Annotated in this window: 26 protein-coding genes and 1 pseudogene; 12 read left to right on the forward strand and 15 right to left on the reverse strand. The window is 67.0% G+C overall.

Features of this window, described 5'->3' with window-relative positions:
- Positions 1 to 3: 3 nt before the first annotated feature.
- The 5 genes from BLR03_RS01000 to BLR03_RS01020 form a co-directional block, all read right to left on the reverse strand.
- Positions 4 to 660 (reverse strand): NeuD/PglB/VioB family sugar acetyltransferase, encoded by a 657-nt coding sequence (locus BLR03_RS01000; RefSeq protein ID WP_091248295.1) that lies wholly within the window; start codon positions 658 to 660, stop codon positions 4 to 6.
- Complete coding sequence (locus BLR03_RS01005) at positions 653 to 1,783, reverse strand: DegT/DnrJ/EryC1/StrS family aminotransferase (protein ID WP_091248811.1); 1,131 nt, start codon at positions 1,781 to 1,783, stop codon at positions 653 to 655. Before BLR03_RS01005 ends, BLR03_RS01000 begins: the two co-directional genes overlap by 8 nt.
- Before the next feature lie 50 nt (positions 1,784 to 1,833).
- Positions 1,834 to 2,829: an NAD-dependent epimerase/dehydratase family protein gene (locus BLR03_RS01010; RefSeq protein ID WP_091248298.1), complete on the reverse strand. Its 996-nt coding sequence runs from the start codon at positions 2,827 to 2,829 to the stop codon at positions 1,834 to 1,836.
- Entirely contained in the window at positions 2,826 to 3,926 is a 1,101-nt protein-coding gene (locus BLR03_RS01015) for a Gfo/Idh/MocA family protein (protein ID WP_091248813.1), read from the reverse strand. Before BLR03_RS01015 ends, BLR03_RS01010 begins: the two co-directional genes overlap by 4 nt.
- A 149-nt stretch (positions 3,927 to 4,075) precedes the next feature.
- Positions 4,076 to 5,026: a diacylglycerol/lipid kinase family protein gene (locus BLR03_RS01020; protein WP_091248301.1), complete on the reverse strand. Its 951-nt coding sequence runs from the start codon at positions 5,024 to 5,026 to the stop codon at positions 4,076 to 4,078.
- A 172-nt stretch (positions 5,027 to 5,198) separates the two neighbouring features.
- On the opposite strand from BLR03_RS01020, the gene BLR03_RS01025 reads away from it, so the two are divergent.
- Positions 5,199 to 5,435, forward strand: coding sequence for a hypothetical protein (locus BLR03_RS01025; RefSeq protein WP_091248303.1), 237 nt, complete (start codon positions 5,199 to 5,201; stop codon positions 5,433 to 5,435).
- A 26-nt stretch (positions 5,436 to 5,461) separates the two neighbouring features.
- Here the strand turns inward: BLR03_RS01025 and BLR03_RS01030 are convergent, their stop codons facing one another.
- The 4 genes and pseudogenes from BLR03_RS01030 to BLR03_RS01045 all read right to left on the reverse strand — a co-directional run.
- The gene (locus BLR03_RS01030) at positions 5,462 to 6,268 is read right to left on the reverse strand and encodes an IclR family transcriptional regulator domain-containing protein (protein WP_091248306.1); all 807 of its coding nucleotides are present in this window, start codon (positions 6,266 to 6,268) and stop codon (positions 5,462 to 5,464) included.
- Positions 6,269 to 6,328: 60 nt separating this feature from the next.
- A complete protein-coding gene (locus BLR03_RS01035) occupies positions 6,329 to 7,030 on the reverse strand; it encodes a 3-oxoacid CoA-transferase subunit B (RefSeq protein WP_091248308.1) in 702 nt (233 codons plus the stop codon).
- A gap of 1 nt (position 7,031) precedes the next feature.
- The gene (locus BLR03_RS01040; RefSeq protein WP_091248311.1) at positions 7,032 to 7,691 is read right to left on the reverse strand and encodes a 3-oxoacid CoA-transferase subunit A; all 660 of its coding nucleotides are present in this window, start codon (positions 7,689 to 7,691) and stop codon (positions 7,032 to 7,034) included.
- 26 nt (positions 7,692 to 7,717) lie between these two features.
- A pseudogene (locus BLR03_RS01045) lies at positions 7,718 to 7,855 on the reverse strand (3-oxoadipyl-CoA thiolase); the annotation flags it as partial.
- 52 nt (positions 7,856 to 7,907) lie between these two features.
- Between BLR03_RS01045 and BLR03_RS01050 the strand changes: the two are divergent.
- Both BLR03_RS01050 and BLR03_RS01055 read left to right on the forward strand, forming a co-directional pair.
- Positions 7,908 to 8,732: a fumarylacetoacetate hydrolase family protein gene (locus BLR03_RS01050; RefSeq protein WP_091248314.1), complete on the forward strand. Its 825-nt coding sequence runs from the start codon at positions 7,908 to 7,910 to the stop codon at positions 8,730 to 8,732.
- A complete protein-coding gene (locus BLR03_RS01055; protein WP_091248316.1) occupies positions 8,732 to 9,484 on the forward strand; it encodes a maleylpyruvate isomerase family mycothiol-dependent enzyme in 753 nt (250 codons plus the stop codon). Before BLR03_RS01050 ends, BLR03_RS01055 begins: the two co-directional genes overlap by 1 nt.
- Positions 9,485 to 9,551: 67 nt before the next feature.
- Here the strand turns inward: BLR03_RS01055 and BLR03_RS01060 are convergent, their stop codons facing one another.
- From BLR03_RS01060 to BLR03_RS01080, 5 genes are all read right to left on the reverse strand, one after another.
- Entirely contained in the window at positions 9,552 to 11,015 is a 1,464-nt protein-coding gene (locus BLR03_RS01060) for an MFS transporter (RefSeq protein ID WP_091248319.1), read from the reverse strand.
- A gap of 83 nt (positions 11,016 to 11,098) precedes the next feature.
- A complete protein-coding gene (locus BLR03_RS01065; RefSeq protein ID WP_091248322.1) occupies positions 11,099 to 11,572 on the reverse strand; it encodes a MarR family winged helix-turn-helix transcriptional regulator in 474 nt (157 codons plus the stop codon).
- Between the two features lie 38 nt (positions 11,573 to 11,610).
- Positions 11,611 to 12,225 carry a TetR/AcrR family transcriptional regulator gene (locus tag BLR03_RS01070; protein ID WP_091248323.1) on the reverse strand — a complete coding sequence of 205 codons (615 nt, stop codon included), beginning with the start codon at positions 12,223 to 12,225 and terminating at the stop codon, positions 11,611 to 11,613.
- 79 nt (positions 12,226 to 12,304) lie between these two features.
- The gene (locus tag BLR03_RS01075; RefSeq protein WP_091248326.1) at positions 12,305 to 12,499 is read right to left on the reverse strand and encodes a ferredoxin; all 195 of its coding nucleotides are present in this window, start codon (positions 12,497 to 12,499) and stop codon (positions 12,305 to 12,307) included.
- Positions 12,496 to 13,668, reverse strand: coding sequence for a cytochrome P450 (locus BLR03_RS01080; protein WP_091248329.1), 1,173 nt, complete (start codon positions 13,666 to 13,668; stop codon positions 12,496 to 12,498). Before BLR03_RS01080 ends, BLR03_RS01075 begins: the two co-directional genes overlap by 4 nt.
- A 339-nt stretch (positions 13,669 to 14,007) precedes the next feature.
- Between BLR03_RS01080 and BLR03_RS01085 the strand changes: the two genes are divergently transcribed.
- From BLR03_RS01085 to BLR03_RS01110, 6 genes are all read left to right on the forward strand, one after another.
- On the forward strand, positions 14,008 to 15,012 hold the full coding sequence (locus BLR03_RS01085) for a phosphotriesterase family protein (RefSeq protein WP_091248330.1): 1,005 nt from the start codon (positions 14,008 to 14,010) through the stop codon (positions 15,010 to 15,012).
- Positions 15,013 to 15,061: 49 nt separating this feature from the next.
- Positions 15,062 to 16,015 (forward strand): phosphotriesterase family protein, encoded by a 954-nt coding sequence (locus tag BLR03_RS01090; RefSeq protein ID WP_091248333.1) that lies wholly within the window; start codon positions 15,062 to 15,064, stop codon positions 16,013 to 16,015.
- Positions 16,016 to 16,094: 79 nt separating this feature from the next.
- Positions 16,095 to 17,222, forward strand: coding sequence for an FAD-dependent oxidoreductase (locus BLR03_RS01095; RefSeq protein ID WP_091248336.1), 1,128 nt, complete (start codon positions 16,095 to 16,097; stop codon positions 17,220 to 17,222).
- A gap of 4 nt (positions 17,223 to 17,226) precedes the next feature.
- Entirely contained in the window at positions 17,227 to 18,159 is a 933-nt protein-coding gene (locus BLR03_RS01100) for an alpha/beta hydrolase (RefSeq protein ID WP_091248338.1), read from the forward strand.
- Positions 18,156 to 19,124, forward strand: a complete 969-nt coding sequence (locus tag BLR03_RS01105) for an MBL fold metallo-hydrolase (RefSeq protein ID WP_091248341.1) — start codon at positions 18,156 to 18,158, stop codon at positions 19,122 to 19,124. Before BLR03_RS01100 ends, BLR03_RS01105 begins: the two co-directional genes overlap by 4 nt.
- Positions 19,117 to 20,856, forward strand: coding sequence for a CocE/NonD family hydrolase (locus BLR03_RS01110; protein ID WP_091248343.1), 1,740 nt, complete (start codon positions 19,117 to 19,119; stop codon positions 20,854 to 20,856). The genes BLR03_RS01105 and BLR03_RS01110 overlap by 8 nt, the downstream gene beginning before the upstream one ends.
- Positions 20,857 to 20,883: 27 nt before the next feature.
- On the opposite strand, the gene BLR03_RS01115 is transcribed toward BLR03_RS01110, so the two are convergent.
- A complete protein-coding gene (locus BLR03_RS01115) occupies positions 20,884 to 21,471 on the reverse strand; it encodes a TetR/AcrR family transcriptional regulator (protein ID WP_091248345.1) in 588 nt (195 codons plus the stop codon).
- Between the two features lie 266 nt (positions 21,472 to 21,737).
- Between BLR03_RS01115 and BLR03_RS01120 the strand changes: the two genes are divergently transcribed.
- The 3 genes from BLR03_RS01120 (at position 21,738) to BLR03_RS01130 (ending at position 25,737) form a co-directional block, all read left to right on the forward strand.
- Complete coding sequence (locus tag BLR03_RS01120) at positions 21,738 to 23,408, forward strand: MFS transporter (RefSeq protein ID WP_091248347.1); 1,671 nt, start codon at positions 21,738 to 21,740, stop codon at positions 23,406 to 23,408.
- 160 nt (positions 23,409 to 23,568) lie between these two features.
- The gene (locus BLR03_RS01125; RefSeq protein WP_091248349.1) at positions 23,569 to 24,288 is read left to right on the forward strand and encodes a TetR/AcrR family transcriptional regulator; all 720 of its coding nucleotides are present in this window, start codon (positions 23,569 to 23,571) and stop codon (positions 24,286 to 24,288) included.
- Between the two features lie 192 nt (positions 24,289 to 24,480).
- The gene (locus BLR03_RS01130; RefSeq protein WP_091248351.1) at positions 24,481 to 25,737 is read left to right on the forward strand and encodes an acyl-CoA dehydrogenase family protein; all 1,257 of its coding nucleotides are present in this window, start codon (positions 24,481 to 24,483) and stop codon (positions 25,735 to 25,737) included.
- Positions 25,738 to 25,746: the final 9 nt, after the last annotated feature.

Genomic DNA, 25,746 nt, shown 5'->3' on the forward strand with positions numbered 1-25,746 from the left:
GGACTAGGCCGCCGTTCCGCTCTGAATTCCGGCCCGTAAGACCCGTGCCGGCACACCCACCCAGGTCTCGTCCTCAGGCACGTCGGCCAGTACGGCCGCGCCCATGCCGATGGTGGCGCCCGCACCCACCGAGGAGCCTTCCCGCACGCTGGCGTTCATGCCCAGGTAGGCGCCGCGCCCGACCCTGACACCGCCGCCGAGCGAAACCCCGGCGGCGAACGTGGCGAAGTCCTCCACGACGTCGTCGTGAGTGAACGTCACCCCCGGCATCGCCACCACGTGCTCACCAAGCGTGACCCCGGCGGTCAGTGTGACGTGGCCCAGCAAGACGCTGCCGCGGCCGATCGTGCATCCAGCCGGGATCCGGACAGAAGGATCGAGAACCGTGGCGTATCTGCGGTCCGGGACGCCGAGGGCGTCCAGCCGATCCACAATCCGGGCGCGTCCTCTGCCGGCGCCAACGCAGACCACGATGCCGGCTTCCGGATAGCGGAGGGCGTCACTGGCCGGTCCAAGGATGCGGGCACCGTCCACGACGGTTCCGGACCTGGCGGCGTCGTCGTCAAGGATCCCTATGACATTGAATCGTCCGTCCTCGCGGACGGCCGCGAGCACTTCACGCGCCAGGCCGCTCGCGGCGATGAGGAGCAACTCATCCATGGTTCCGCCCGCCAGCCATCCGAAGGGAGTGGATTACCCGGAACTGCTCGTCCGGCGTCAACTGGTGGTAGACGGGAAGGATGACTGTGTTGTCCGTGAGCCGTTCCGTCACGGACAAATCGGCCGTGCCGGTGTCCCGTCCGGCGTAGGCCGGCTGCCGGTGCGCCGCCATGATGCCGCGCCGCGCCGAGATGCCGTCGCGGGCGAGATGAGCGAGCAGTTCCTCCCTTCCCAGCCCGAAGTCCGGCAGGACCTCGAACCAGAACGACTGGAAATTGCTGGTGCCATAAGCGGGATCCTGGCTGAACCGCAGGCCGTCGAGATCGGCCAGGGCAGCCCGGTAGCCGGCGACGATTCCGCGGCGCCGGGCGACGGCGTCCTGAAGCCGGCCCAGCTGCACGAGCCCGACGGCCGCCTGCAAATCCGTCATCCGGTAGTTGAAGCCGATCTCCAGATACTCTTCCGCCGGGGCCAGCAGCGCTGCATGCCGGTCGTTTGCCGACACGCTCATGGAATGTTCCCGCAGCTGGCGCGCGCGGGCGGCCCACTCCGGGTTCCGGGTAGTCAACATGCCGCCCTCGCCCGTGGTGAGGATTTTGCGGGGATGGAAGGACCACGCAGCGAGCTCGGCCCCCGCCCCGACCGGACGCCCCCGGTAGGTGGACCCTGCCCCGCAGGCGGAATCCTCGATCACCGCGATACCCAGCGGGTTGCAGAGCTCGCGGATCGGGTCGAGGTCCACAGGCATGCCGCCCTGGTCCACCACGATCACGGCCCGGGCGGCCGGCGTCAGGGCCGCCGCGAGGCTGCGCGCGGACACGTTCCCGGTATCCGCTTCGACGTCGGCAAACACCGGCCGGGCCCCCACGTACGTGACGGCATTGGCGGTGGCAATGAAGGACAAGGAGGGAACCACGACATCGTCGTCGGGTCCGATGCCGGCAACTTTCAACGCCAGATGCAGTGCGGTGGTGCAGTTGGAGACGGCGACGGCGTGCGGCGCCTGTTGCGCTGCGGCAAAAGCGTCCTCGAACCTGGCCACCCGGGGGCCCTGCGCCACCCAGCCGGAGGCGATCACCTCGGCGACGGCCTCGGCTTCCTCTGGTCCGAGCCACGGCTTCATGACATTGATCCGGCTCAGCACCTGGTCTTGAAGCTGGTCCTGCTCGATGGTCACCGCACGCCTCCCACCCGGGCGGCGGCGATCTCGCCGCGCAGCGGACGCCACCAGTCGACGAGTTCGCGCAGTCCCTCCTCCAGCCCGGTTTCGGCGGTGAAGCCGAGATCACGTGCTGCCGCCGTCGTGTCCGCCAGCCGGCGGACGACGCCGTTGACGGCGCGGTCCGGGCCGTGTTCGACCTGCAGGCCCGAATCCATCGCCCTCAGGAGCGCCTCGGCGAGTTCCAGCAGGCTCGTCTCGGAACCGCTGGCGACGTTATACACGCCCTCGCGGATTTCGCTTCCCGCGGCCAGAATGTTGGCCCGCGCGATGTCCCTGGTGTGGACAAAGTCCATGGTCTGCAACCCGTCACCGAAAATCAGCGGCGGCTGGCCGTCCGCGATCCGCTCCATCCAGCGCACCAGCACCTCGGTGTACAGGCCATGGACGTCCATCCGGGGCCCGTAGACATTGAAGTAGCGCAGCAGGACGTAGTCCAGCCCGGTCATGGCCCGGAAGCTGCGGGCCATGCCTTCGTTGAAGGACTTGGCCGCCCCGTAGAAGGTGTCGTTGTTGTGGTGGTGGTGGCGTTCGGTGGTCGGAAACTCCTCGGCCATGCCGTAGACGGAGGCGCTGGAGGCGGCAATAAGCTTGTCCACCCGGTGTTCGGCCGCGGCCTCGAGCACATTGAAGCTTCCGTCCACGAGGACTTCCAGGGCGAGCCGGGGTTCCTCGGCGCACTGGGTGATCCGGATGGCGGCCTGATGGAACACGATGTCCGTGCCACGGGTGAGGTCGTGGACGAGGTCCCGGTCGCGGAGGTCGCCTTCGACCAGGTGCACCCGCCCGCTTTCCATGGCGTCATCGAGATTGGCCCGGCGTCCGCGGACGAGGTTGTCGAGGACGTCGATCCGCCCGGCTCCGGCGGCGAGCAAATGGTCGACAATTGTGGACCCGATGGTTCCGGCCCCGCCGGTCACCAGGACCGTGGCCCCTTGCAGTGTGCTCATCGTGTTCCTTCCAGCTGAAAATCGTTCCCTGTTACGGCGGCGGGGCGCCCGGCGGCGCCGAGGCTGCTGCTGACGGCCTCCAGCACGGAAAGTACGCGGAGCCCGGCGGCCCCGCTGGTCCGTGCGGGCCGCTGCTGCCAAATGCTGCTGGCGAATTCGGCCACCATCTGGCCGAGTGCCTCGTGTTCGGGCAGGGCCGGGGACCAGGTGTCACCCAGCCGGTAGGAAATGGCCGATGCCTTCCGCTCCGCCGCGGACCGCGACTGGGTGTCCAGGCTGACCCCCCGGTCGTATACGCTGAGCCGCTGCTGCGGGTTCAGGTCGTCCCAGACCAGCGTGCGCCGCGAACCGCCGACCACCAGCTGCCTGATTTTGGTGGGGCTGAGCCAGTTCACGTGCACATGGGCCATCCCACCGCCGGACAGTGCGAAGGTCAGGTGGCCCACGCAGGCATTGCCGGTGCCGAGCGGATCCGCGCCGTGAGCGGACACTTCGGCCGGCCTGAGGCCGCCGGGAAGGATGAAGTCGAGGATGGACAAGTCGTGCGGGGCCAGGTCCCAGAAGACGTCCACATCCGGCTGGACGAGCCCAAGGTTGATCCGGACGGAGTCGATGAACAGGATTTCGCCCAGGGAGCCGTCGGCGATCAATTCCCGGATCTTCAGGACGGCCGGGGTGTAGCAGTACGTGTGGTCCGCCATCAGGACCAGGCCGCGGGTCTCGGCTTCGGCGACCATTTCCAGGCCCTTGGCCCGGGCGTCCGCGAGCGGCTTTTCAACCAGGACGTGCTTTCCGGCACGCAGTGCCGTGAGGGCGATGCCGTGGTGGGTGTGGGCCGGTGTCGCGATGGCAACGGCGTCGACGTCGACCGTGTCCAGGAGCTCCCGGACGGACCCGCAGGCGGCGACGTCGCCGTGTGCTGCGGCGAGTTTAGCGGCCCGGGCGCGGTCCATGTCCACGATGGCCGCCAGTTCCCAGTCGGGTGCCGCCTTGAAATTGCGGGCCAGATTGGGTCCCCAGTAGCCTGCCCCGATGACGGCGACCCGGAGAGGGGCCGGCGAGGCCAGGAGCTCGGATCCTTCGGATGGAATCGCCATGGCCAACCCCCACTGCTAGACGGCAGCATCTCTGTGATGCCACTGCCTATACAAGCCGGTGCCCGTGCCGCCCGTCACGAGTGCTGATTACTTGCCTTTGCGAACGACCGCTCGGCGCAGCGTCCGGGTAGTACTCGGTTGGCCCCCAGCTAGACGGCCGTCATCCGGACCGTGAGGGCCTCGTGTTCCACCGTGACGCTGAGGTGTTTGGCCTTGCCGAGGGGGTCGCCGTCGAGCTGGAATTCCTGCTCGTGGGCGAGTTCGATCTCGGCTGATTTTCCGGCGAAGTACTCGACGGAGGCGTTCTTGGGGTTGTTCCGGCCGAAGACGCCGGCCAGCACGCCCAGCCAGCCGAACCGGCCGACCGGGGCCAGGATCACGACGTCGAGGATGCCGTCATCGACCTTGGCGTCGGGGAAGATCTCCACGCCGCCCATGATCTTGCCGCAGTTTCCGACCATGACGCTGCGGATCCGGCGCCGCACCGAGTGCTGGCCGTCAATGCTGATCTTCGCCCTGATGGGCTTGCCCGGCAAATGCCGGATGCCCGCTTCGACATAGGCGAGCCAGCCCACGCGGTCCTTGAGCTGATCCACGGTGTTGGCCATGATCGCAGCGTCGTAGCCAAGTCCTGCCATGACAAGGAAGGTGTGCTCTTCCTCGGCGTGGTCCAGCCTGGCCTTCACCACATCCACTTTGGCGTCCGTGCCGCTCAGGACGTCGTAGCTGGCGGCCACGGGGTCGGTGATGTCGACCCCGAGGTTGCGGGCCAGCAGATTGCCGGTGCCCATCGGTACCAGGCCCATCGGAGTCCCTGTGCCCGCTAGGACCTCCGCCACGCAGCGGACTGTTCCGTCGCCGCCCGCGGCAATCACGACGTCGACTCCCGCCTCCAAGGCCTCGCGGGCCTGGCCGAGTCCGGTGTCTTCCTTGGTGGTCTCCAGCCAGAGCGGCTCGGCCCAGCCCTGGGTCTCGCACAGGCGGAAGAAGGAGGCGCGGAAGCTCTCTCCGGGAGACTTCATGGGGTTGATGACCACGGCGGCGCGCTTGGACCCCGTGCTGTCCGGGGTCTCCGACGTCGCGGTGTTGTTCTCAGTCATGGCGTCCTTCGGGGCGAATGGCGGGAGAGGTCCCGAAGTGAAATCCTAGCCGGAGTGCCCCCGCAATCTGTGCAGGGCTGGCGGGATTCGTGGACGCCGGCTGGGCGGTGTCACTAGACTGGGCCTCCTGATGTGCCGGAGCCTACGCTCCGGACACCGAAAGCGGGGGCAGATGACTGAACCAGAGAAGTATTCAGCGACCGCTGAATCATCCAGCATGGATCCCCACGACTGGGGCCGGGCCATGGCACTGGCCGTCACGCGGCTGGCCGAGCAGATCGCGCCGGAAGGCAGCGACGACATCCACACCCTACTGGTGGGCCGGGACCTGCACCTGAAAATCAGTGACGAACCCGCGGGCGTCACCATCCGGGTTTCAACGGGGCCCATCTCAGATCCGCCTGCCTGACCGGCTGGCCGGTCCCGAAGGGGGCTTCACCGGCCCGAGGTCAGGTCCTCTGAGATGAGTTCTGCCGTGGCCAGGGTTGCTTCACGTACCGCAGCCAGGTAGGCCTCGGGGTCGGGCTGAGCGGACACCGTCTGGGCCTGTAGCGAGACGTTGACGGCCGCCACCACCTTGGGTCCGTCGTGGACGGGCGCCGCGATGGACATCAGTCCCAGCTCCAGTTCCTGGTTCAGCAGGCACCAGCCCTGGGCGCGGACCGTGTCCAGTTCCGCCAGGAGGTCGGCCCGGGTCCCGATGGCCCCGGGTGTGAGGGGCCGGATCTCGGCGGCCGCGAGGTACTCGTCCAGCTTGGCCGGCGGGAGGGCCGCGAGCAGCACCCGGCCCATCGAGGTCGCGTAGGCGGGGAAGCGGGTGCCCACCGTGATCCCGACGGTCATGATTCGCCGGGTGGATACCCGGGCGATGTAGGCGATGTCGGTGCCTTCGAGCACCGCGGCCGACGTCGACTCCCCCAGTTCGAGCGAGAGTTCCTCCAGGTGCGGTTGGGCGAGTTGGGGAAGGGACAAGCCGGACAAGTAGGCGTAGCCGAGTTGCAGCACCTTGGCGGTCAGGGCGAAGATCTTGCCGTCGGTGCGGACGTAGCCGAGTTCCACGAGGGTGTGCAGGAACCGCCGGGCCGTCGCCCGGGTCAGTTCGGTCCGGGCCGCGACCTCGGTCAGCGTCATCTTGGGGTGTTCGGTATCGAAGGCGCGGATCACGGCGAGCCCGCGCGCCAGCGACTGCACATACTGGTCGCTGGCCGCGGGCGCGCCGCCGCTCTTGGCTGCCTCAATCATTTCTCGCCTCCCGGTCCCGCATCACTTTATCCGGGCGCAGGGTATCCCCGTGCAGGGCTGTCAGCTTCCGTCCGCGGACGCGGCCCGCAGCGGGACAGGAACCATGTCCTGGAGTTCTTCGAGGGTGCAACCGAAGGTCTCCCGGACCTGGACGCCATCGGGTCCGGTCAGGAAGACGGCTTTGTCGGTGTAGACGCGGGTCACGCAACCGATCCCGGTGAGCGGGTAGGTGCACGTCTCCACCAGCTTGGACGCGCCGTCCCGGGTCAGGAGCGTCATCATGACGAAGACGTCCTTGGCACCGGTGGCGAGATCCATGGCACCGCCGACGGCGGGGATCGCGTCCGGGGCGCCGGTGTGCCAGTTGGCGAGGTCGCCCGTGGCGGAGACCTGGAAGGCGCCGAGCACGCAGATATCCAGGTGCCCGCCACGCATGATCGCGAAGGAGTCCGCGTGGTGGAAGTAGGATGCCCCGGGCAGTTCTGTCACGGGGATCTTGCCGGCGTTGATGAGGTCGCCGTCGATCTGGTCCCCGGTGGCTTCCGGGCCCATGCCGAGCATGCCGTTCTCGGTGTGGAGCGTGACGTTCTGCTCCGGCTCCAGATAATTGGAGACCAGGGTGGGCTGGCCAATGCCGAGGTTCACGAAGGATCCGGGCGTGATGTCCTTTGCCACGAGGCGGGCGAGGTCGTCACGGCCCAGAGGCTTGTCGGACGTCTGGATGGTCCGGACACCTGCCTGGTCATTTGTCGGGATGCTCATCTCAGGCCACCTTCACAATGCTGTTGACGTAGATTCCGGGGGTCACGATGACCTCCGGGTCCAGGCCGCCCGTGGGCACGATCTCGGAGACCTGGACAATGCTGTGTTTGGCCGCGGCGGCCATAATGGGGCCGAAGTTCCGGGCCGTCTTGCGGTAGACGAGGTTGCCCTTGCCGTCGGCCGTGAGCGCCTTGATGAGCGCGACGTCGGCGTGGATCGGGGTCTCGAACACCTGCCATTTGCCGTCCAGGAAGCGGGTCTCCTTGCCCTCTGCGAGCATGGTTCCGAAGCCGGTGGGGGTGAAGAAGCCGCCGATCCCGGCGCCGGCGGCGCGGATCCGCTCGGCGAGGTTCCCCTGCGGGACGAGTTCGAGCTCGATCTGCCCGGCCTTGAATTTGGCGTCGAAGTGCCAGGAGTCGGACTGGCGGGGGAAGGAGCAGATCATCTTCTTCACCCGGCCTTCCTTGATCAGCAGGGCCAGGCCCTGGTCGCCCTGGCCGGCGTTGTTGTTCACCACGGTGAGGTCGGTGGCGCCGCACTCCAGCAGCGCATCGATGAGTTCGAACGGCTGGCCGGCGTTGCCGAAGCCGCCGATCATGACGGTGGAGCCGTCCTTGATGCCGGCGACGGCCTCGCCGACCGTGTCAATGAAATTCAGCATGGCTGCGTTCTCCTTATGCCGGCGGGTTATGCCGATGCGGCGGTGGTGACGTTTTCGAGGACGACGGCCAGGCCCTGGCCGACGCCGATGCAGATCGCGGCGACGCCCCAGCGTTCCCCGGTGGCCTGCAGGGTGCGGGCCAGGGTGCCCAGGATCCGGCCACCAATTCGAACGGCTGAACTTCAACCGCACCTACATCGAAGGACGCACCAAGTAATGAGACTCCTCACCCTCCGCACCCCCGCCGGCAATAGGGCTGTCCGCCAGGACGGCGACACCCTGACCGAGATCGACGGCTTCGCCGACGTCGGAGAACTCCTCCGCACCCCGGACTGGGAAGCCACCGCGAAGGCCGCGGCCGGCGCCACCCACCCGCCCGAGGGCGCGGACCTGGACGCAGTGGTCCCCTCCCCCGGCAAGATCATCTGCGTGGGCCACAACTACCGCAACCACATCAAGGAAATGGGCCGGGAAGTCCCCGAGTTCCCGACCCTGTTCGCCAAGTACGCCGAATCCCTGATCGGCCCCAACGATGACCTGGCCCTGCCGCAGGAATCCGACGCCGTGGACTGGGAAGCCGAACTCGCCGTCGTGATCGGCAAAAAGGGCCGCCGGATCAGCGAAGCCGACGCCCCGGACCACATCGCCGGCTACGCCGTCCTGAACGACGTGTCCATGCGCGACTACCAGTTCCGCACCATCCAGTGGCTGCAGGGCAAGACCTGGGAAAAGTCCACCCCGTTCGGCCCCGCCCTGGTCACCCAGGACGAATTCACCGCCGGCCCGCTCATGACCTCCGCGGTCGACGGCGACATCCAGCAGCAGACCCCGACGGGCGACCTCGTGTTCACGCCGGAATTCCTGGTCTCCTACATCTCCACCATCATCACGCTGAACCCCGGCGACGTGATCGCCACCGGCACCCCCGGCGGGGTCGGCCACGCCCAGGACCCCAAGCGCTACCTGCAGGAAGGCCAGACACTGGTCACCACCATCGAGGGACTGGGACAGCTGAAGAACCGCGTCATCAAGGAAGCCTGATGGTCGCCCGCCACGACCAGACCACCGACCCGGAGCTGCTGGCGGCCCTGCTCCAGGCACGCCGCGGGACGGCGTTCTTCGCCCGCAAGCTCAACGAGCTCTCCGATACGGAGCTCGACGGCGAGTCGCTGCTGCCGGGCTGGACCCGCCGCCACATCACCGCGCACATCGGCTACAACGCCCGGGCCATCGCCCGGCTGGTTGAGTGGGCGGCCACCGGCGTCGAGACCCCGATGTACCCCTCCACCGAGGTCCGGGACCACGAGATCAACTTCGGCGCCACGCTGAGCCCGATCGCGCTGCGGCACCTCTTCGACCACTCCGCCGTGCACCTGAACGTCGAATGGCGGGACCTGCCCGAGGACGCCTGGCACCACACAGTCCGGACCATCCAGGGCCGCGAAGTGCCCGCCACGGAAACAGTCTGGATGCGCAGCCGCGAAGTCTGGATCCACGCCGTGGACCTGGCCAACGGCGCCACCTTCCACGACATCCCGGAACCCGTCCTTGAACGGCTCCTCAAAGACATCACCGGCGCCTGGCACACCCGCGGCACCGACAAGGACCTCCTCGTCAAGGTCACGGACCGCGACCTCACCCTCGGGGACACCGCATCCGCGTCCCCCACCGTGGTCTCCGGACCCCTGCCCGCCGTCGTCGGATGGGCCGCCGGCCGCGGCAACAGCGGCGTCACCGCCGCCAGGCCCGCAGCCACCACCGGGACGGTTCCCCCCGCCCCGAAGTGGATCTGAGCGCCGGCTAAACAATCCTAAAGCGGGAGGCCCCCCGGCGAGGGGCCTCCCGCTTTCGTGCGTGGGGTTAGCCGAGGTGGACGATCGGGGCGTCGCCGTCGGAGCCGGTGAATTTTTTGCGGTCGATGTCGATGAGCAGCAGGGCAATCGGGGCGATCAGGATCGCAATACCGGCGGCCCAGAGGAACACCATGGAGTAGCCGGCGGAGAGTGCTGCCAGCGAGGTGCCGCCGGCCGTGGCCGCGGCGGCGATGGTGCTGAAGAGCGCGATGCCGAGGGAGCCGCCGATCTGCTGCGAGGCGTTCACCAACGCGCTGGCGACCCCGGAATCATCCTTGTGCACGCCGAACAGGGCGAGGTTCTGCATGGGGACGAAGACCATGCCCAGCCCTGCCCCCATGAGAAGCAGTGCGGGCAGCATGGTGGCGAGGTAGTTGCCCTCGGCGCTGACCTGCGTGAGCCACACCATGGCGGACGCCATCAGGACCGAACCCACCGCCGTCGGAATCTTTGCACCAAGTTTCGGCAGATTCTTCGCGACGACCCCTGCCGTGATGATCAGGACCACCGTCATGGGGAGCGACGCAAGCCCCGCGAGGAACGGAGCGAAGCCAAGCACGATCTGGATGTAGAAGTTGATGAACAGGATGCCGCCGATCAGGACCGCGCCGGACAGGCAGGCCGCCAGGTAGGCCGCGCCGCGGTTCCGCTCGGTCGCGACCCGCAGCGGCAGCAGCGGGTGCCGGACTTTACGTTCGACGGCAACGAACAGCACCAGAAGCAGGACGCCGGCGGCAATGAAACCCCAGGCTTCCGGGGCGTCCCAGCCGTGCTCGGCGTTGGTGAAGCCGTACACGAGGGACCCCAGCCCCAGAGCGGCCAGGACAACTCCGGGCCAGTCGTACTTGGTGGACCCCTGTGCCCTGCTTTCACTGACGAGCGCCCACACGCCGGCGACGGCGATGACGGCGATCGGGACGTTGACGAAAAAGCACCATCGCCAGGTGACGTGTTCGGTCAGGAACCCGCCCAGCAGGACGCCGACGGCGGCACCGACCCCGGTGATGGAGCCGAAGATCGCGAACGCCGTGCCGCGGTCCTTTCCGCCCGGAAAGGCGACGGTCAGGAGGGCGAGGGCTGCCGGGGCCAGCAGTGCAGCGAATACCCCCTGCAGGGCTCGGGCGCCGATGAGTTCCCACGCCTGCTGCGCGATGCCGCCGATCAGGGACGCCACGGCAAAGCCGACGGCCGCCGCGACGAACGCCCGCTTGCGGCCCGAGAAGTCCGCGATCCGCCCGCCAAGCAGCAGGAACGCGCCAAAGGGCAGGGCGTAAGCCGTGACCACCCAGGAACGCGTCGAGTCACTGATGCCCATCTCGATCTGGAGCCGCGGCAATGCCAGGTTCACGATCGTGCCATCCAGAACCACCATGAACTGCGCGAGAGCCAGGAACACCAGCGCCCAACAGCGGCCGGTAGCCCTGCTCCCTTGTTGTATGCCTGCATCTGCCAACTGTGTTGCCACGCTCATACCCACCCTTCCAAGTAGTAATACTTACAAAAGTATAACTACATGGCGGACGTGCTCAGGGTGCCAAGCTGGGGTGTTGCCGGTTACTCGGGTTCGGCCAGGACCGCGGCGAGACGCTGCAGGGCCGGCAGGCTGGCGGCAATCTGTTCGCGCTCCTCCGGCGAGAGCCGGGAACTGGCCACGGCCAGCGCTTCGGCCCAGGCGCCCTCAAGGAGTGCCTTGATTCGCTGGGATTCCGCCGTGGGGTGGAGGGCGACGTAGCGCTTGTCGGCGGCGTCGCGGACCCGGGTGACCAGGCCGGCGGCCACCAGCTCACGCAGCTGGACGCTGACGTTGCTGAACTGCCGGCCCAGACGGGAAGCGACTTCGGCGACGGTAATGCCGGGGTGGCTTTCGATGACCCGAAGGATTTCCAGCACACCGTTCGATAGCGGCCGGACACCGGTCTCATTGTGCGATTTCCGCCGGATATCGGAGGAAATGTCGATTATCGAGACGGCCAGGGACCTCTGGTCCAGCCCCTTCGCCGGGTTTTGATCTATGCCAACACTTTCCATTGCATAAGCATAGGCTTCCGCGTTGAGCGGCCGCCGGATCAGCCTTCGTCGCAGAGCAGGTGGTACCAGTTATCGGCAAGCACCTCGAGCGCGTGTTCGCGGTTTGGTTCAAACTTGCGTCGGGTCCAGAGCGTGGCGACGTAATCGAGTGAGGTGAAGGCTAGAGTGCCGCGAATGTGGTGCGTCTCCTCCGAGAAGCGCCCTGCGAGCTTCATTCCGCGGACGAGGTCGGAGATGACCTCCTCATGCCATCCTTCGACCAGGGTGCGCACGTCACGATCGACGGCGGCGGCCTCCTCGAGCACGTCGAGGTATGGGCGGAAGACCGGCCAGAGCGCCGCCCGCGACTCCAGCCACGCCAGGATGCCCGGCAGCTCGCCTGCCCGCACCACGTCGACGAGGTCGGCCGCGGTAGAGCCGCTCCCCGGGCCGTCCGCACGGTCCAGCACCGCGTTGACGCGCACCATGAAGTCCCTCATCAGATCGCTGCGCGAAGGGTAGTGCGCGTAGAAAGTCACCCGGGTAGTGCCGGCCGCCGCGGCGATCTCGTCGATGGTGGTCGCGGCATACCCCTTGCCGGTGAAAAGCTCGAGAGCCCGCTCCACGATGACGTCGCGGGTGAGCTTTTTCTGGGCTTCTCGCAACGTCGACATGGATCAATCCTAACTTTGTTGCGCGGCCTCAGGCCCGGGCGGGCGATGACGTTGCCGACGACGCCGGGCCCGCGCCCCGTTAGGCCGCCGCCAGCCGGAGCGCGGCGACCGGGCAGACCCTCACGGCCGCCTTCGCGGCGTCGAGGTCGGCCCCGTCCACCTCCGGGGCATCGATGACCAGCTGGCCCTCATCGTCGAGGTGCATCAGCCGGGGCGCAGCTTCCTCGCAGAGGCCGTGCCCCTCGCAGCGCGGCCGGTCGAGTTCAATCCTCACGATGCCACCACCTTGACGACCTGAAGCTTCTCGAAACTCCGCGTGATGTTGCTCGGCACCCGGACCCCGTCCTCGATGGACAGTGACTTCACCTGGCGGGCAAGCGCGTCAATGATCGCGTGGGCCTCGAGCTTGGCCAGGCCTTGGCCGGCGCAGCCATGCGGTCCGTAGCCGAAGGAGAGATGGTCCACCGGGTTGCGCCGGATGTCGAAGGTGTCGGGGTTCTCGTAGTGCCGAGGGTCCCGGTTGCCGGCGCCGAAGAGGATGGCCAGTTGAGCGCCCGCGGGAACAGTGACTCCATCTATCTCCACCTCGCGGGTGGCCGTACGGCCCCAGATGTGCACGGGGGCCCAATAGCGCAGCACTTCCGCGAAGGCTGCAGGTACCAGCTCGAGGTTCTCGCGGACAAGCTCAAGCTGTTCCGGGTGGCGGCCAAACAGGGCGATGATGTTCCCGATCGAGGCGATCGTTGTATCGACGCCTGCTCCGAGGTACTGGTGGATGATGTGCCCGGCGGAGCCTTCGGGGATGTCGCCACGCGTCTCGGCGTCGAAGATCCCGCGGCCGATCGAGCCGGGGGCGAGGTCGCCGGCGGTAACTGACGAGCACCAGCCGTACAGCTCGCCGGCGATCGGCAAGCTCTCCTGGGTGCGCTGGTTCATCGGCCCGATGACCTGCATCGCGGCCTGCCCCCAGCGCATCATGTTGTCTTTGACGTGTCCGCTGAACCCGATGAGGTCGGCGACGATCTCGAGCGGGAACGCTCGCGCCAGGGAGTCGATGGCTTCAAAGCTTCCGCCGGCGACGAGGTCGGCGACGAGCTTGTCCGCCTTCTCGTCGATGATGACCTTCAGGCCCCGCAGTGCGCGGGGCGTGAGGTTCTCGGAGAGCGTCGCGCGCAGCTGGGTGTGCAGCGGCGGGTCTGAGGCAAGCGAGGTGCCTTGCAGCGCCTCGTTGACCATCGGGTTGAAGCCAAGGGTGGTGGACGAGAACGTCGCCGGATCGCCGAGTACGTCGCGGATGATGTCGTAGCGCGTCAGAACGTAGAGGTCGTTCTTGGGCAGGTGGACGACGCCGGCCTGCTCGCGCAGCGCGGCGTACGTGGGGTAGGGGTCGACCAGGACGTCGTCGTCCCAGATATCGATGCCGGATTCGGTGGGTGCAGTCACAGTATTCTCCTTGCGGATGGGGGGTGGGCCGAGGGTGTGAGGCCCGTCAGCCTGGACGATCGCTGCGGCGCATTCCCCGGTGCTCTACCGGGCTCCTGCGAAGGCCGGAGGCGGATGTGGCGCTCCACACATCTTGACGCCAAGGTTTACGTGATGTCAATACAGTTTACGCGCCGTCTATTTCATAAACGCATCGAAATTCCTGGGTATACGTCACGACAATTTACTTGACATTCTGTAAAGAAAGATGTGACGCTGAATACACCGCATCGGAGCGATGGTCCGGCCAGGCCCGGCGGCACCCCTGCATTCAGCACCCGAACTTCAAGGGAGAAGCAAGTGATTCACCCCACCCCCGGCGACGCATTCGCCGGCACTGTCGATCGAGCCACCGTCCATACGGTCCTTGGCCCCATCCCCGCTCATGAATTGGGTGTGGTCGCGGTCCACGAGGCCCTGCTGTCGGTGCTCCCGGGTGCGCAGTACGCCCCGGACATCACTATGGACCGGGCGGAGATCTTCGAGGCACTGGCCGCGAAGCTCAAGGACTTCCGCGAGCACGGCGGGCAGACGATCGTCGACAGCACCGGCATGTTCCACGGCCGCGACCTGAAGCTTTACGAGGCGCTGTCCCGCTCCACCGGCGTCCACATCGTCGCCTCCACGGGACTGGGCCCGGAGGAAGAACTCGGCGGATACTTCCTGACCCCGCAGACCAACCCGCCCACCCCCTGGCCGGCCGCAAAGTTCGGCGATCTCTTCGCCAAGGAGGTCACTGAGGGGATGGTGGTTCCCCGGGTGGAGCGCCGCGCCGCCGCCGGCATCGTGGCCACCATCGCCGACCGTGCCGGCATGACCCCGACCGAGGAGAGCCTGTTCCGCGGCTCCGCGCGCGCCGCCAGGAACACGGGCATCCCGGTCTCGATTCGGTTCGGCGCCGATGCCCTGCACGATCTGGACGTCGTGCTGGACGAGCAGATCGGGGCCGACCGGGTGCTCGTCGGCGACCTCGACCGCAAGGACGCCCCCGGCTCCGCCATCAAAGTGGCCGGCCGCGGAGCCTTTGTCGGCATCGACCACGTGGGCCTGAACGACCACGCGGACTACCTCACCGACCACGATCGCGCCGAACTGGTGTTAGAGCTCGTCAAGGCCGGCCACGCCGACAAGATCATCCTTTCGGGCAACTCGATTGGTGTGGCCAAGGGGCTGCCGGAGTACAACCTTCCTTACAGCCACGTCCTGACCACGTTCGTACCCTTCCTCAAGGCCCACGGCCTGAGCGACGAAGACGCCCAGCGCATCCTCGTGGACAACCCGCGCAACCTTCTGACCGTGCGCTAAGCACGCATCGGCCCACCCACAACAAGCTTTCGACCCCTGAGGTGAACGAATGACCAAGGTCAACACCGTGCTGGGAACCATCCCGGCCGAAGAACTGGAAATCGTGGCGGTCCACGAACACATCGGCTACGGCATGCCCGGGTCCGAGCTGGACACCACGTGGTGGAAGTCGCCCGAGCAGGCCTACGAGGAAACCGTGCCGAAACTGCGGAAATTCCGCGAATACGGCGGCGGTACCTTCGTCGACGCCACCGGCATCTGCAACGGGCGCGACGTCGACTACTACAAGTCCCTGTCGCGGAAGACGGGCGTGCATATCGTGGCCTGCACCGGCTTCGTCGGCGGCGACACCGCCCTGCCGCACTTCTCCCGCGCCACCGTGGACTACCTGGCGAAGGTGTTCATCCACGAGATCACCGTCGGCATCGGCAACACGGGTGCCAAGGCCGGCGTCATCAAGGTCGGCGTGAGCCGCGGCGGACGAATGACGGACCTGGACAAGCGCATCTACCGGGCCGCCGCCCGCGCCGCCGTCGTCACCGGCGCGCCGATCCTGACCCATCTGGCCATCGACCCCGAGCCGGCCGTGACCATCTTCACCGAAGAGGGTCTCCCGCTGGACCGCGTGCTCTTCGGCCACGCCGACGACGGTCTGAACGCTCCGATCACCCCGCACGACTGGATCTACGAGCAGGGCGGCCGGATCGGCTTCGATACCTTCGGGTACGACCTCGAGCTGCCGGATCCGCCGTTTTGGGGCCGCAAGCGCGACGAACGCATGGAGCACTTCGTCAAGCTCGTCAACAAGGGCTATGCGGACAAGCTCCTCGTCTCGGCAGACGCGAACTGCAGCCCCCTGGGCTGGCCGGGCGTGAAAGGCCACACCATCAACTACATCTTCGAGGACATGATCCCCGACATGCGGGCGGCCGGCATCGACGACGCCACCCTCAAACTCCTGCTCGAGGAAAACCCGGCCGACTTCCTATCGCTGCACGCCTGACCCCGGACAGAGCACCACAACTTACCCGTTCCACCAGAGATGGCCCGGGCCAAGAAAGAGCCAAGAAAGAGATGAAACCATGAAGGCTGAAGACATCAAGAACCTCAAGATCGCCATCGTCGGCGCGGGCTACGGCGGCGCTGCGGCGGCCAAGGCCCTGAGCCTGCTCGGTGCAGACGTCAAGGTCTACGAGCAGGCTCCCCAGATGGGAGAGGTCGGCGCCGGCATTGGCCTGCGTCCGGCCACCATGGCCCGGTTCCGCCAGTGGGGCATCTTTGACGCGATCGCCAAGGTGAGCTCGGCGAGCGACTACTTCGAGATCCTCACGGCCACCGGTGAGCCGATCATGAAGGACACCTGGCCCGAGTTCGGCGAAGAGAAGCAGACGTACCTCATCCACCGCCGCGACTTCATCGAAGCCCTTCTCGGCGTGCTTCCCGAGGGCATGGTGCAGCTCGGCCACCGGCTGGAGACTATCGAGGACAAGGGCGACCGCTCTGTCCTGACCTTTGCCGACGGGGAGACCGTCGAGGCCGACCTGGTGGTCGGTGCCGACGGCATCAAGTCCGCGGTGCGCGAGCAGCTCTTCAGCGACAAGGGCCCGGTGTTCTCCGGCGAACACGCCTACCGCGTGGTCATCTCCGCCGACCACGCCCACGGGATGGTCGTCGACGACAACCTGCGGATGTACATGGGCAGGGGCACGAAGGTGTACCTCCTGCCGCTGCGCCACCGCAACCAGATGTCCTTCGACATCACCGCCCTGAATCCGGACGGCACCTGGGCACCCACGACCACGAAGGAAGAACTCCTGAAAACCGTGGAGGGTTTCGACGAGCGGATCGTGAGCATTGCCCGCGACCTCGACATGGACACCGTCAACATCCGCGCCGTTTACGACATCGACCCCGTCAACTCCTGGCACACCGACTCCGTCGTCCTCATGGGCGATGCGGCGCACTCCATGCTGCACCACCAGGGCCAGGGTGCGAACTCGGCGATTGAGGACGCCGGAGCACTGGCCGACGCCCTCGCGCAGGCCGACTCCGTCAAGGAGGCGCTGGCGCTGTTCCAGGCGACCCGCAAGCCGGTGACGGACGAGCTGCAGCGCATCTCGCGTCAGGGGTGGTCCGAGGAAGAGGTCAACGACGTCTTCCCTGGGCAGAAGCCCGCGTCCCAGAAGCCCGCGGCTCAGGCACAGGTCTGACGCCATGACGATTCATCCCGAAATCGCCAAGATCCTCAGCACCTTGCCGGCGCCCGACGGTTCGCCGCTGAATCCGGAGGCCATGCGGGCCGGCGAGGCCGCACAGGTTCCCGCACTCGAAGACCGCCTTCCGCTGTACTCCGTCGAGGACGCCACGGCAGTCGCGCCCTCGGGCGACGTGCCGGTGCGGATCTACACACCGGTGGAGGCTGACGCCTACGGACTGCTGGTGTACTTCCACGGCGGCGCGTTCTTCCTGGGAAGCCTGGACACCCACGACCACGTGGCGCGGGCACTGGCCAAGGAAACCGGCTACAAGGTCATCTCGGTCGGCTACCGGCTGGCCCCCGAAGCATCCTTCCCGGCCGGCCTCGACGACTGCTACGGCGTGGTCCGCTGGGCCGCCGCGCGGGGACACAGCCTGGGCTGGGACGGCAAGAACCTTGCCATCGCGGGCGACAGCTCGGGCGGCAACTTCGTGGCCGCCGTCGCCGCGCGCGCCCACGACGACGGGTTCCCGGCGATCACGCACCAGGTCCTGTTCTACCCCTCCCTGGACCTGGACTTCGACGTCGACCGCTACGCGTCGCTGCGGGAGAACGCGGAGGGGTACGGACTGGAGACGGCGGGCCTGCTGCCGTTCAACTCGTTCTACCTCGAGAACGGGGCGGATCCGGCGGATCCCCTCGTCTCCCCCATCAAACGCGAGGATCTCTCCGGCCTGCCGGCAGCCCTCGTCATCACGGCCGAGCACGATCCCCTGCGGGACGAGGGCGAACTCTACGGCCGGCACCTGTTGGAGGCCGGCGTCGACGCAACAGTCAGCCGCTACGCGGGGGCCAACCACGGTTTCGTCCAGAACTTCTCCTGGATCCCGGAGTACTACCGGGCATTCGAGGAGACAGGTGAATTCCTGAACGCGAGGGCCGGGCGATGACGAAGTCAGTCGCTGTCCATCCCATGGTCTCCCCATGGGGCCGGTTCGGTCTCTACAGCTTCTACATCGACGCCCCGGAGCCCGCCATCATCGACACGGGGATCGCGTCCTCGCCGGCCGAGGGCATGGTGCCCGCCTTGGAGGCGATCGGCCGCCGGATCGAGGACGTCCGCTGGATTCTCCTGACCCACGGACACATCGACCACATTGGCGGCGCGTACGCCCTCTGGGAACTCACCGGCCGGCGCGCGCAGGTGGTGATCCACGACGCCGATGCACCGTTGTTGCGCTCGCGCCGGGCCCACGTGGACGAATACCTTTCCGGACGGGCGCAGTATCTGAACGACCCCGACGGCGAGGCGAAACTGACCGAGGCCACGAACGCGGTCATCTCCGGCGAGATGGAGCCGACGATGGTGGTGCACGGCGGTGAGACCATCTCCCTTGGCGGTGACGTCACCGTCTCGGTCCACTCGATTCCGGGCCACACTCCTGGGTCGGTCGCCTATGTCATTGACGGACAAAACGACGTGTTCGTCGGCGACGCCGTACAGATCCACGGCGCGGCCAACGGATTCCCCGGATTCGTGGACCCGGCCGGCTACCGCTCAAGCCTGCAGTACCTCAGCGACGAGATCCGTCCGCGCCACCTCTACCTGGGGCACCCGTATCGCCGCCCGGACGGCACACCCTACGGCGTGGAGCTCGACGCCGGGCACGCCCGGGAGGCGCTTCAAGGGAGCCTGGAGATCGAGGCCCGCGTCAATAATGCGGCCTGCGGCTGCCTGGCTGCCGGACTGCAGGATACGGACTCGCCCTACTCACCGTTCGCCCGCGTAGCCGAGGACCTCAGTTACACCGGGGACCCCACCTTGGAGCCGTCGCCGTTCTTCACGACGCTCCACGGCTACCGCACGACGTCTGACCATTTGACCGAAGATGAGGAGACAAGCACTCATGGATGACTTCCAGGTACTGAATGCCGGCGGGGGGAAGATTGCCGTTCGCAAAGACCTCCGGGTCCCCATGCGCGACGGCGTAGAGCTCGCCGCGGACGCCTACCAGGGCACCGACGACAAGCCTCGTCCGGCGCTGGTGGCACTGAGCCCGTACGGCAAGGAACTGCAGGCGCTGGCTCTCACCACGCCACCACAGCGGCGCCCCAGCCCGATGTGGGACGGCTGCATCGAGGCCGGTGACATTGCCCGCATCGTCAAGGAGGACTACGTCCACGTCATCGGTGACCTGCGCGGCTCCGGCCACTCCGGCGGTGAGCACATCGGCAACTACAACGCAGGCGGCGTCTCGCTCGGCCAGGACGCGTACGACTTCATCGAGTGGGTCGCGGAGCAGCCGTGGTGCGACGGCAACGTCGGCACGGTGGGCATCTCCTACTTCGGCTCGATGCAGGTGCTCGCCGCCGCCGAGCGCCCGCCGCACCTCAAGGCGATCTTCGTCTCCGGCGGCCACTACGACTTCTACGAGACCACCTATCACGGTGGCATCATGTGGTTCATGCCCCGTGCTGCCCGCGAGGGCCGCGGCGGCGATTCCGGCTGGGCGTTCACCGACAACGTCAAGTCCCGCATGATCGAGAAGTACTCCCCCGAGGAGCTGAAGAAGCTCGTCCAGAAGCGCCTGCAGGACCCGGACGTCGCCGCCTGGCCGAACCTGGTCCACGTCCTGAACTACCCGAAGAACCACGAAGCCTGGTTCGACATCGTCATGAACGAGCTGGACGGGGACTGGTATGAGGAGCGCAACCCGATCACGCTGGCCCCGAACATCGACATCCCGGTGTGGCTGCAGCTGGACCAGGGCCGCGGCTGGACCCTCGACGGCACCATCGAGCTTTTCAACGAGCTGAAGGGCCCGAAGAAGCTCGACATCGGCCCCTACCCGCCGATGCAGTCGCGCCCGTTCATCGAGGAACACGACAAGATGTTCCGGTGGTACGACTACTGGATCAAGGGCATCGACAACGGCGTCATGGACGAGCCGGCCGTGAGTGTCTTCGTGGAGGGCTCCCGCGAGGTGGTGACCGCGGACCAGTGGCCGCCGAAGGACATCGAATACACGTCCCTGTATTTGCGCCCGCGCCACAAGCTGTCCAGGGAGCCGGAGCTGATGGGTACGGAGTACGCGGCCCCGGACGGTTTCTACCAGGCGCCGCTGACGGTGACGGACAGGGTGGAGATCCTGAGCTGGAGCACGGAGCCGTTCGAGGCGGACACGGAGCTGATCGGCGCCGGTGCCGCGCACATCTTCGCGGAGATCGACCAGCCGGACACCAACTTCATCCTGCGCCTGTGGGACTACGCCCCCAACGGCAAACGCCAGCTGACCACCAGCGGCTACCTCAAGGCCTCGCACCGCGAGCTCGACGGGCGGACCACCGAGGGCAACCCGTACCACCCGCACACCCGCTCCGTTCCCGTGGAACCTGGAACGGTCGAGGAGTATGTGCTGCGCCTCTACCCGTTCGCGAATACGTTCAAACCCGGCCACAAGCTGACGCTGGAACTCTCGAACGGCGAGCCCCTGGCCGACGAGCACAATTCGCTGCTGCCGCCGGATGCCTTCCACCTGCCGGTGGGCCGGCCCGTGACCCATAAGATCTACCGCGACGCCGCCCATCAGTCCAGGCTGGTGCTGCCGTTCACCACGGGCAAGGCGGCGGAGGGCCGGGCGAACTGACCCTACCGGTCATCTGGTGCTTCCTGCTCACTCAGCCAGCAGGAAGCACCAGTTCTCGACCATCAGATCCAGCGAAGTATCGCGGTCCACCGTCCAGCCGAGCCGCATCCAGCGCCGGGAAAAGAACTCCAGTTCCCCGAAGGCCAGCGCGCACCGCACTCGGCGGCTGATCGGGTCAAACCGCCCGGCCCGGTCAAGGCCCGCCTGCATGTCATCGATCGCCGAGTCGAACCACTGATCAAGGGCCGTCTGGATATCCGGTTCACTGGCCGCCGCCTGATGCGCCGCCACGACGTAAGGGCGGATCTCGGCCCACTGGTCGAATTTCCGCGCAAGCCAGGTCCGGATCAGCTCACGGTCCCCGGATTCCACCACTGAAAGCAGCGGCGGGACATCCGCCTCAGTCAGCATCTGATTGGAGCGCTCGACAAGCGACCGCATGAGCTGGCCCTTGGACGGAAAGTGCGAGTAAAAGGTGGCCCTGGTGGTGCCTACGGAAGCGGCGATGTCATCCACCGTGGTGGCGGCATACCCCTTCTCCTCAAAAAGCTCCAGCCCCTTCTCGAGCAAGAGCCGGCGGGTCATCTGCTTCTGAGCTTCTCGAATGCTTGCCACTCCCCCAGAGTAATGCAAGATTCACCATGTAATTTTACTTGACACTTTGTATAGTCAATGCCTATGTTGTTACCGACATCACATCCGGGTGCCATCGCGACGACGCGAAAAGAGGACAACGTGCCTCGCTGCGGGGGCCTTGATTCCGGCGGCACCGCCGCCGCCATCACGACCCGGCGCCGCCTCCCCGACCACTAACCGCCGTCGGACGCCTCGCTTTTCACCCTGTTCCACCCGATTGCCCGTATCAAACAAGGGAGTTTTCCATGAGCACTGATCCCAGAACCGTTCCACCCCAGACCTACCCGCCGCAGCAGGCACCGCCTGCGGCGCAGTCCCCTGCCGAAGCTGCAACCGACGCCGCCCAGTTGGCGCTTCCGCGGCTGCGTGTGAAAGGCACGCTGGCAACGGCCGCCGTCGCCGTGATGGTCGCGCAAATCGCCAACGCGCTTCCCGGCTCGCTCAATGGCGAGTTCCAGACGACCTTCAACGCCGTAGGGTCCCAGTTGACCCTGATCGCGGCAGCGTTCATGATCCCCGTCGTCGTGTTCGAGCTGACCTTTGGCCTGCTGGGCGACAAGCTCGGCCACAAGAAGCTTGTCATGGGCGGCTCCCTGCTCATGGCGATCGGCTCACTGGTCTGCACCCTGGCTCCGACCGTTGAGGCGATGTGGATCGGTTCGGCCCTGAACGGCCTCGGCGCGGGAGCCATCTTCCCCGCCTCCCTCGCCCTCGTTGCCGCCGTCACTCACGATGCGCGGGCGCGAGCCAGGGGAATTGCCATGTGGGCGGGATTCCTGTCCGTCGGCGCGGCGCTGTCACCGCTGCTCGGCGGCACCTTGGCCAGCCTCGGCTCCTGGCGGGGCGCCTACGGCACGGTTGCCGTCCTTAGCGTGCTGACCGTGATTTTGGCGCTGCTGGTCGCGGCAGAACACAAGGCGGCCCAGGGCCGCAAGCCGGACTGGTGGGGCCAGATCACCTTTGCCCTCGGCCTGATCCTCGTCCTCTTCGGCCTCGTCAAGGGCCCCGAAGACGGCTGGGGCGGCTCTCACGTCATCTTCCCGTTCGTCGCCGGCATCGCTCTGATGCTCGCGTTCGTCCTCATTGAGACGCGCGTCGAATCGCCGCTGCTGGATCTGCGGCTGTTCCGCAACCGCGGCTTCACCATTTCCTCGATCGTCGCCGTCGTCGGGATGTTCGCGTTCCTCGGCAGCCTCTTCTCACTGAGCATGTGGCTCGGCCCGGTCCAGCACCAGAACCCCATGAACATCGGCCTGCTGTTCATCCTGCTGCAGGGCCCGACGTTCGTGCTGGTTCCGCTGATCTCCCGCCTGCTCACCCGCGTCGCGGGCCGCTGGATGCTCACCGCGGGCTTCCTCCTGATGGCCGCTGGCGCGCTGATGGCATCCGGCCTGGACGTAACGAACATGTCCATGACCCCGTTCATCACCCCGGCCCTGCTGCTCGGCGTCGGCTTCGCCCTGACCCTGAGCCCGATGACCGCGATCGCCCTGAACACCGTCCCCCTGCACCTGGCCGGCATGGCCAGCGCCACCACCAACCTGCTCCGCGACCTGGGCTTCGCTCTCGGCCCGGTGCTGGCAGGCGCCGTGGCCCTGAGTACCGCGGGCGCCACCCTGGGCGCCTCGCTGCAGACCGCCACGCTCCCCGTCGACCAGGCCGGTCCGGCCACCGCGATCTTCCAGGCCGGCGGCCCGATCGCGCTCAACAGCCTGCCGCCGGGAGCCCCCGGCTCCGCAGCCCACGAGCTCGCCCTGCAGTCCCTGGGCAACGGATTCTCCGATGCCTTCATCGTCTGCGCCATCGCGGCGGCCGCCGCGGCCCTGCTCACCCTCATCGGCCTGCACGGCGTCCGCGACACCCACCCCGCCTCCGAGGCCTTCGTGGACCCGCTGGTGGAATCCGCCCAGTCCTGAACGGTTTGAGCTCTTACAGTCCCCGGGCCCGCCTGCCATCGAAGCCCTCGATGGCAGGCGGCCCAGCGGCGCGGGGCGACCCCCTCCAGCCGACCGGTCGGGTGGCCGCGCTGACGTCGTCCGTCCGAAGGGACCCCGTAGTTGTGCTAAATTTCGGCCCATGATCTCGCACCCGCCAAGCCACGATACCGACGGACCTACAGCCGCCGCCATCGGGCTGTTGGCGTCGAAAGGCTATGACGCAACGTCCGTTGACGAACTTGCGGACGCCGCGGGCATGAGCCGCAGCACCTTCTTCCGAAAGTTCGGATCAAAGGAGGACGTTGTTTTCGCGGACCACGAGCGGATCCTGGGGCAGGTGACCGATCGACTGGCGGAATCGATGCAGGAACCGCTCGCGGCGATCGAGGACGCGGCGCTGCTGGTCTTCAACCACCACGTACGGAACCCGGAAACGTCGCGCGCCCGGTATGAGCTGATGCAGTCCGTGCCGGCCCTCCGGGACCGGGAGCTGGTCACTTCCCACCGGTACGAGAGGGCGTTCCTGCTGCACCTGCTGGATAGGATCCCCGACGGCGAGCACCGTGAATACAAGGCTGTTGCCTTCGCGGCAGCCGCGGTCGCCGTGCACAACGCCTTCCTCCGGCGATGGCTCCGCACGACAACTGCTGCCGCGGAAACTGCGGCGGCAGACCGGGAGAGATCAACTGCGCTTGCAAACGAACTCCGGGCTCTCTCCGAGATCTTCCGGCCGGCGTTGTACAGCCCGCCGGCGCCGGTTCCGGCGTCCCAGGCGTCCCCCGCCGTTGTAGTCACCGTTCTGACGGCGGGCGCGGACAAGGACGCGATCGTGCAGGCGGTCCGCGATGCCCTGTCCTGACGCCTTGTCCTGACGCACGGTCCTGAGCACTCTCCCGCCGCCCTGCCGCGACGTCCCGTTCTGACGTTGACACGCATCGGCTGACACTGAGTTTCTTGACGTGGAACTGCGTTTCAATGCATCCTTAGTCGACGTGGTGTGAGCCACGGCACGTGGGCGCCCAGGCCCCGACGCGAGACAGAGGACGAACAGATGACGACGACGTCACCCGCTACCGGGTTCACCGCCGCAGAGCCGGCGGGCCAATTTCCCGTCGGCACCATAGAACCGGACTATGTCCTGACCGAGGCATTGGGCACCGACCCTGCGACCGTATTCGCCGATATCAGCGGCGCCGATCGCAGCTACTGGGAACGCGCCCGCCACTTCGTCCAGAACGAGGTCCTTCCGGCTATTGACGGCTACTGGGAGCGTGCTGAATACCCGATGCACCTGGTCAGCCGCCTCGGCGAACTGGACCTGCTGCGCGACGGCGTTCAGGTGGACGGTTTTGCGCCGATGAGCAGGACGGCGGCCGGGCTGGTGACCATGGAAATCAGCCGCGGCGACGGCTCCGTGGCAACCATGATCGCGGTGCAGGGCGGTCTTGCCTTGCGGTCCATCGCGGAGTGCGGGTCGGCCGAGCAGAAGAAGCGGTGGCTTCCGGGGATCGCGGACGGCAAGGAATTCGCCGCGTTCGCGCTGACGGAACCCACCCACGGCTCGGACGCGGTGGCCCTGGAATCCACGGCCACCAGGACGGCAGGCGGTTTCCTTCTCAACGGAGAGAAGAAATGGATCGGCAATGGCTCCGTCGGCGGAGTGAGCGTCGTTTGGGCCAGGGGCGAAGACGGCCAGGTTCACGGCTATCTGGTCCCGCAGGACTCCCCCGGGTACACCGCCACAACAATCGAAGGCAAGCTCGCTTTGCGGGCCATCTGGCAGGCCCACATCCGGCTGGAAAACGTCTTCGTCCCGCACGGGAACGTGCTGCCGGGGGCACGGTCCTTCAAAGACACGGCACGGGTATTGCTGGCCACGCGGCTGGGCGTCGCGTGGTCCGCCGTCGGGCATGCCACCGCGTGCTACGAAACCGCGGTCCAATACGCCAAGCAGCGTCAGCAGTTCGGCCGGCCACTGGCAGCCTCCCAGATCGTGCAGGAACGGCTGGCCCGAATGCTCAGCGAACTGGCCACGATGCAGCTGATGGTGGTTCAGATGAGCCGCCTCGACGAAGAAGGGGCACTCACGCCCGAACAGGCATCACTCGCCAAATACACGTGCACGCGCACGGCCCGTTCCATAGCCTCCAATGCCCGGGATCTCCTCGGCGGCAACGGCATCCTGCTGGCAAACCGCGTCGCCCGGCACCTCGCCGACATCGAGGCCATCCACACCTACGAAGGCACCGAAACGATGCAGGCCCTCATCATCGCGCGCGGGATCACCGGCATCTCCGCCTTCGCCTGACCACCGGCC

The organism is Arthrobacter sp. ok909 (genome assembly GCF_900104405.1).
Classification (GTDB): domain Bacteria; phylum Actinomycetota; class Actinomycetes; order Actinomycetales; family Micrococcaceae; genus Arthrobacter; species Arthrobacter humicola.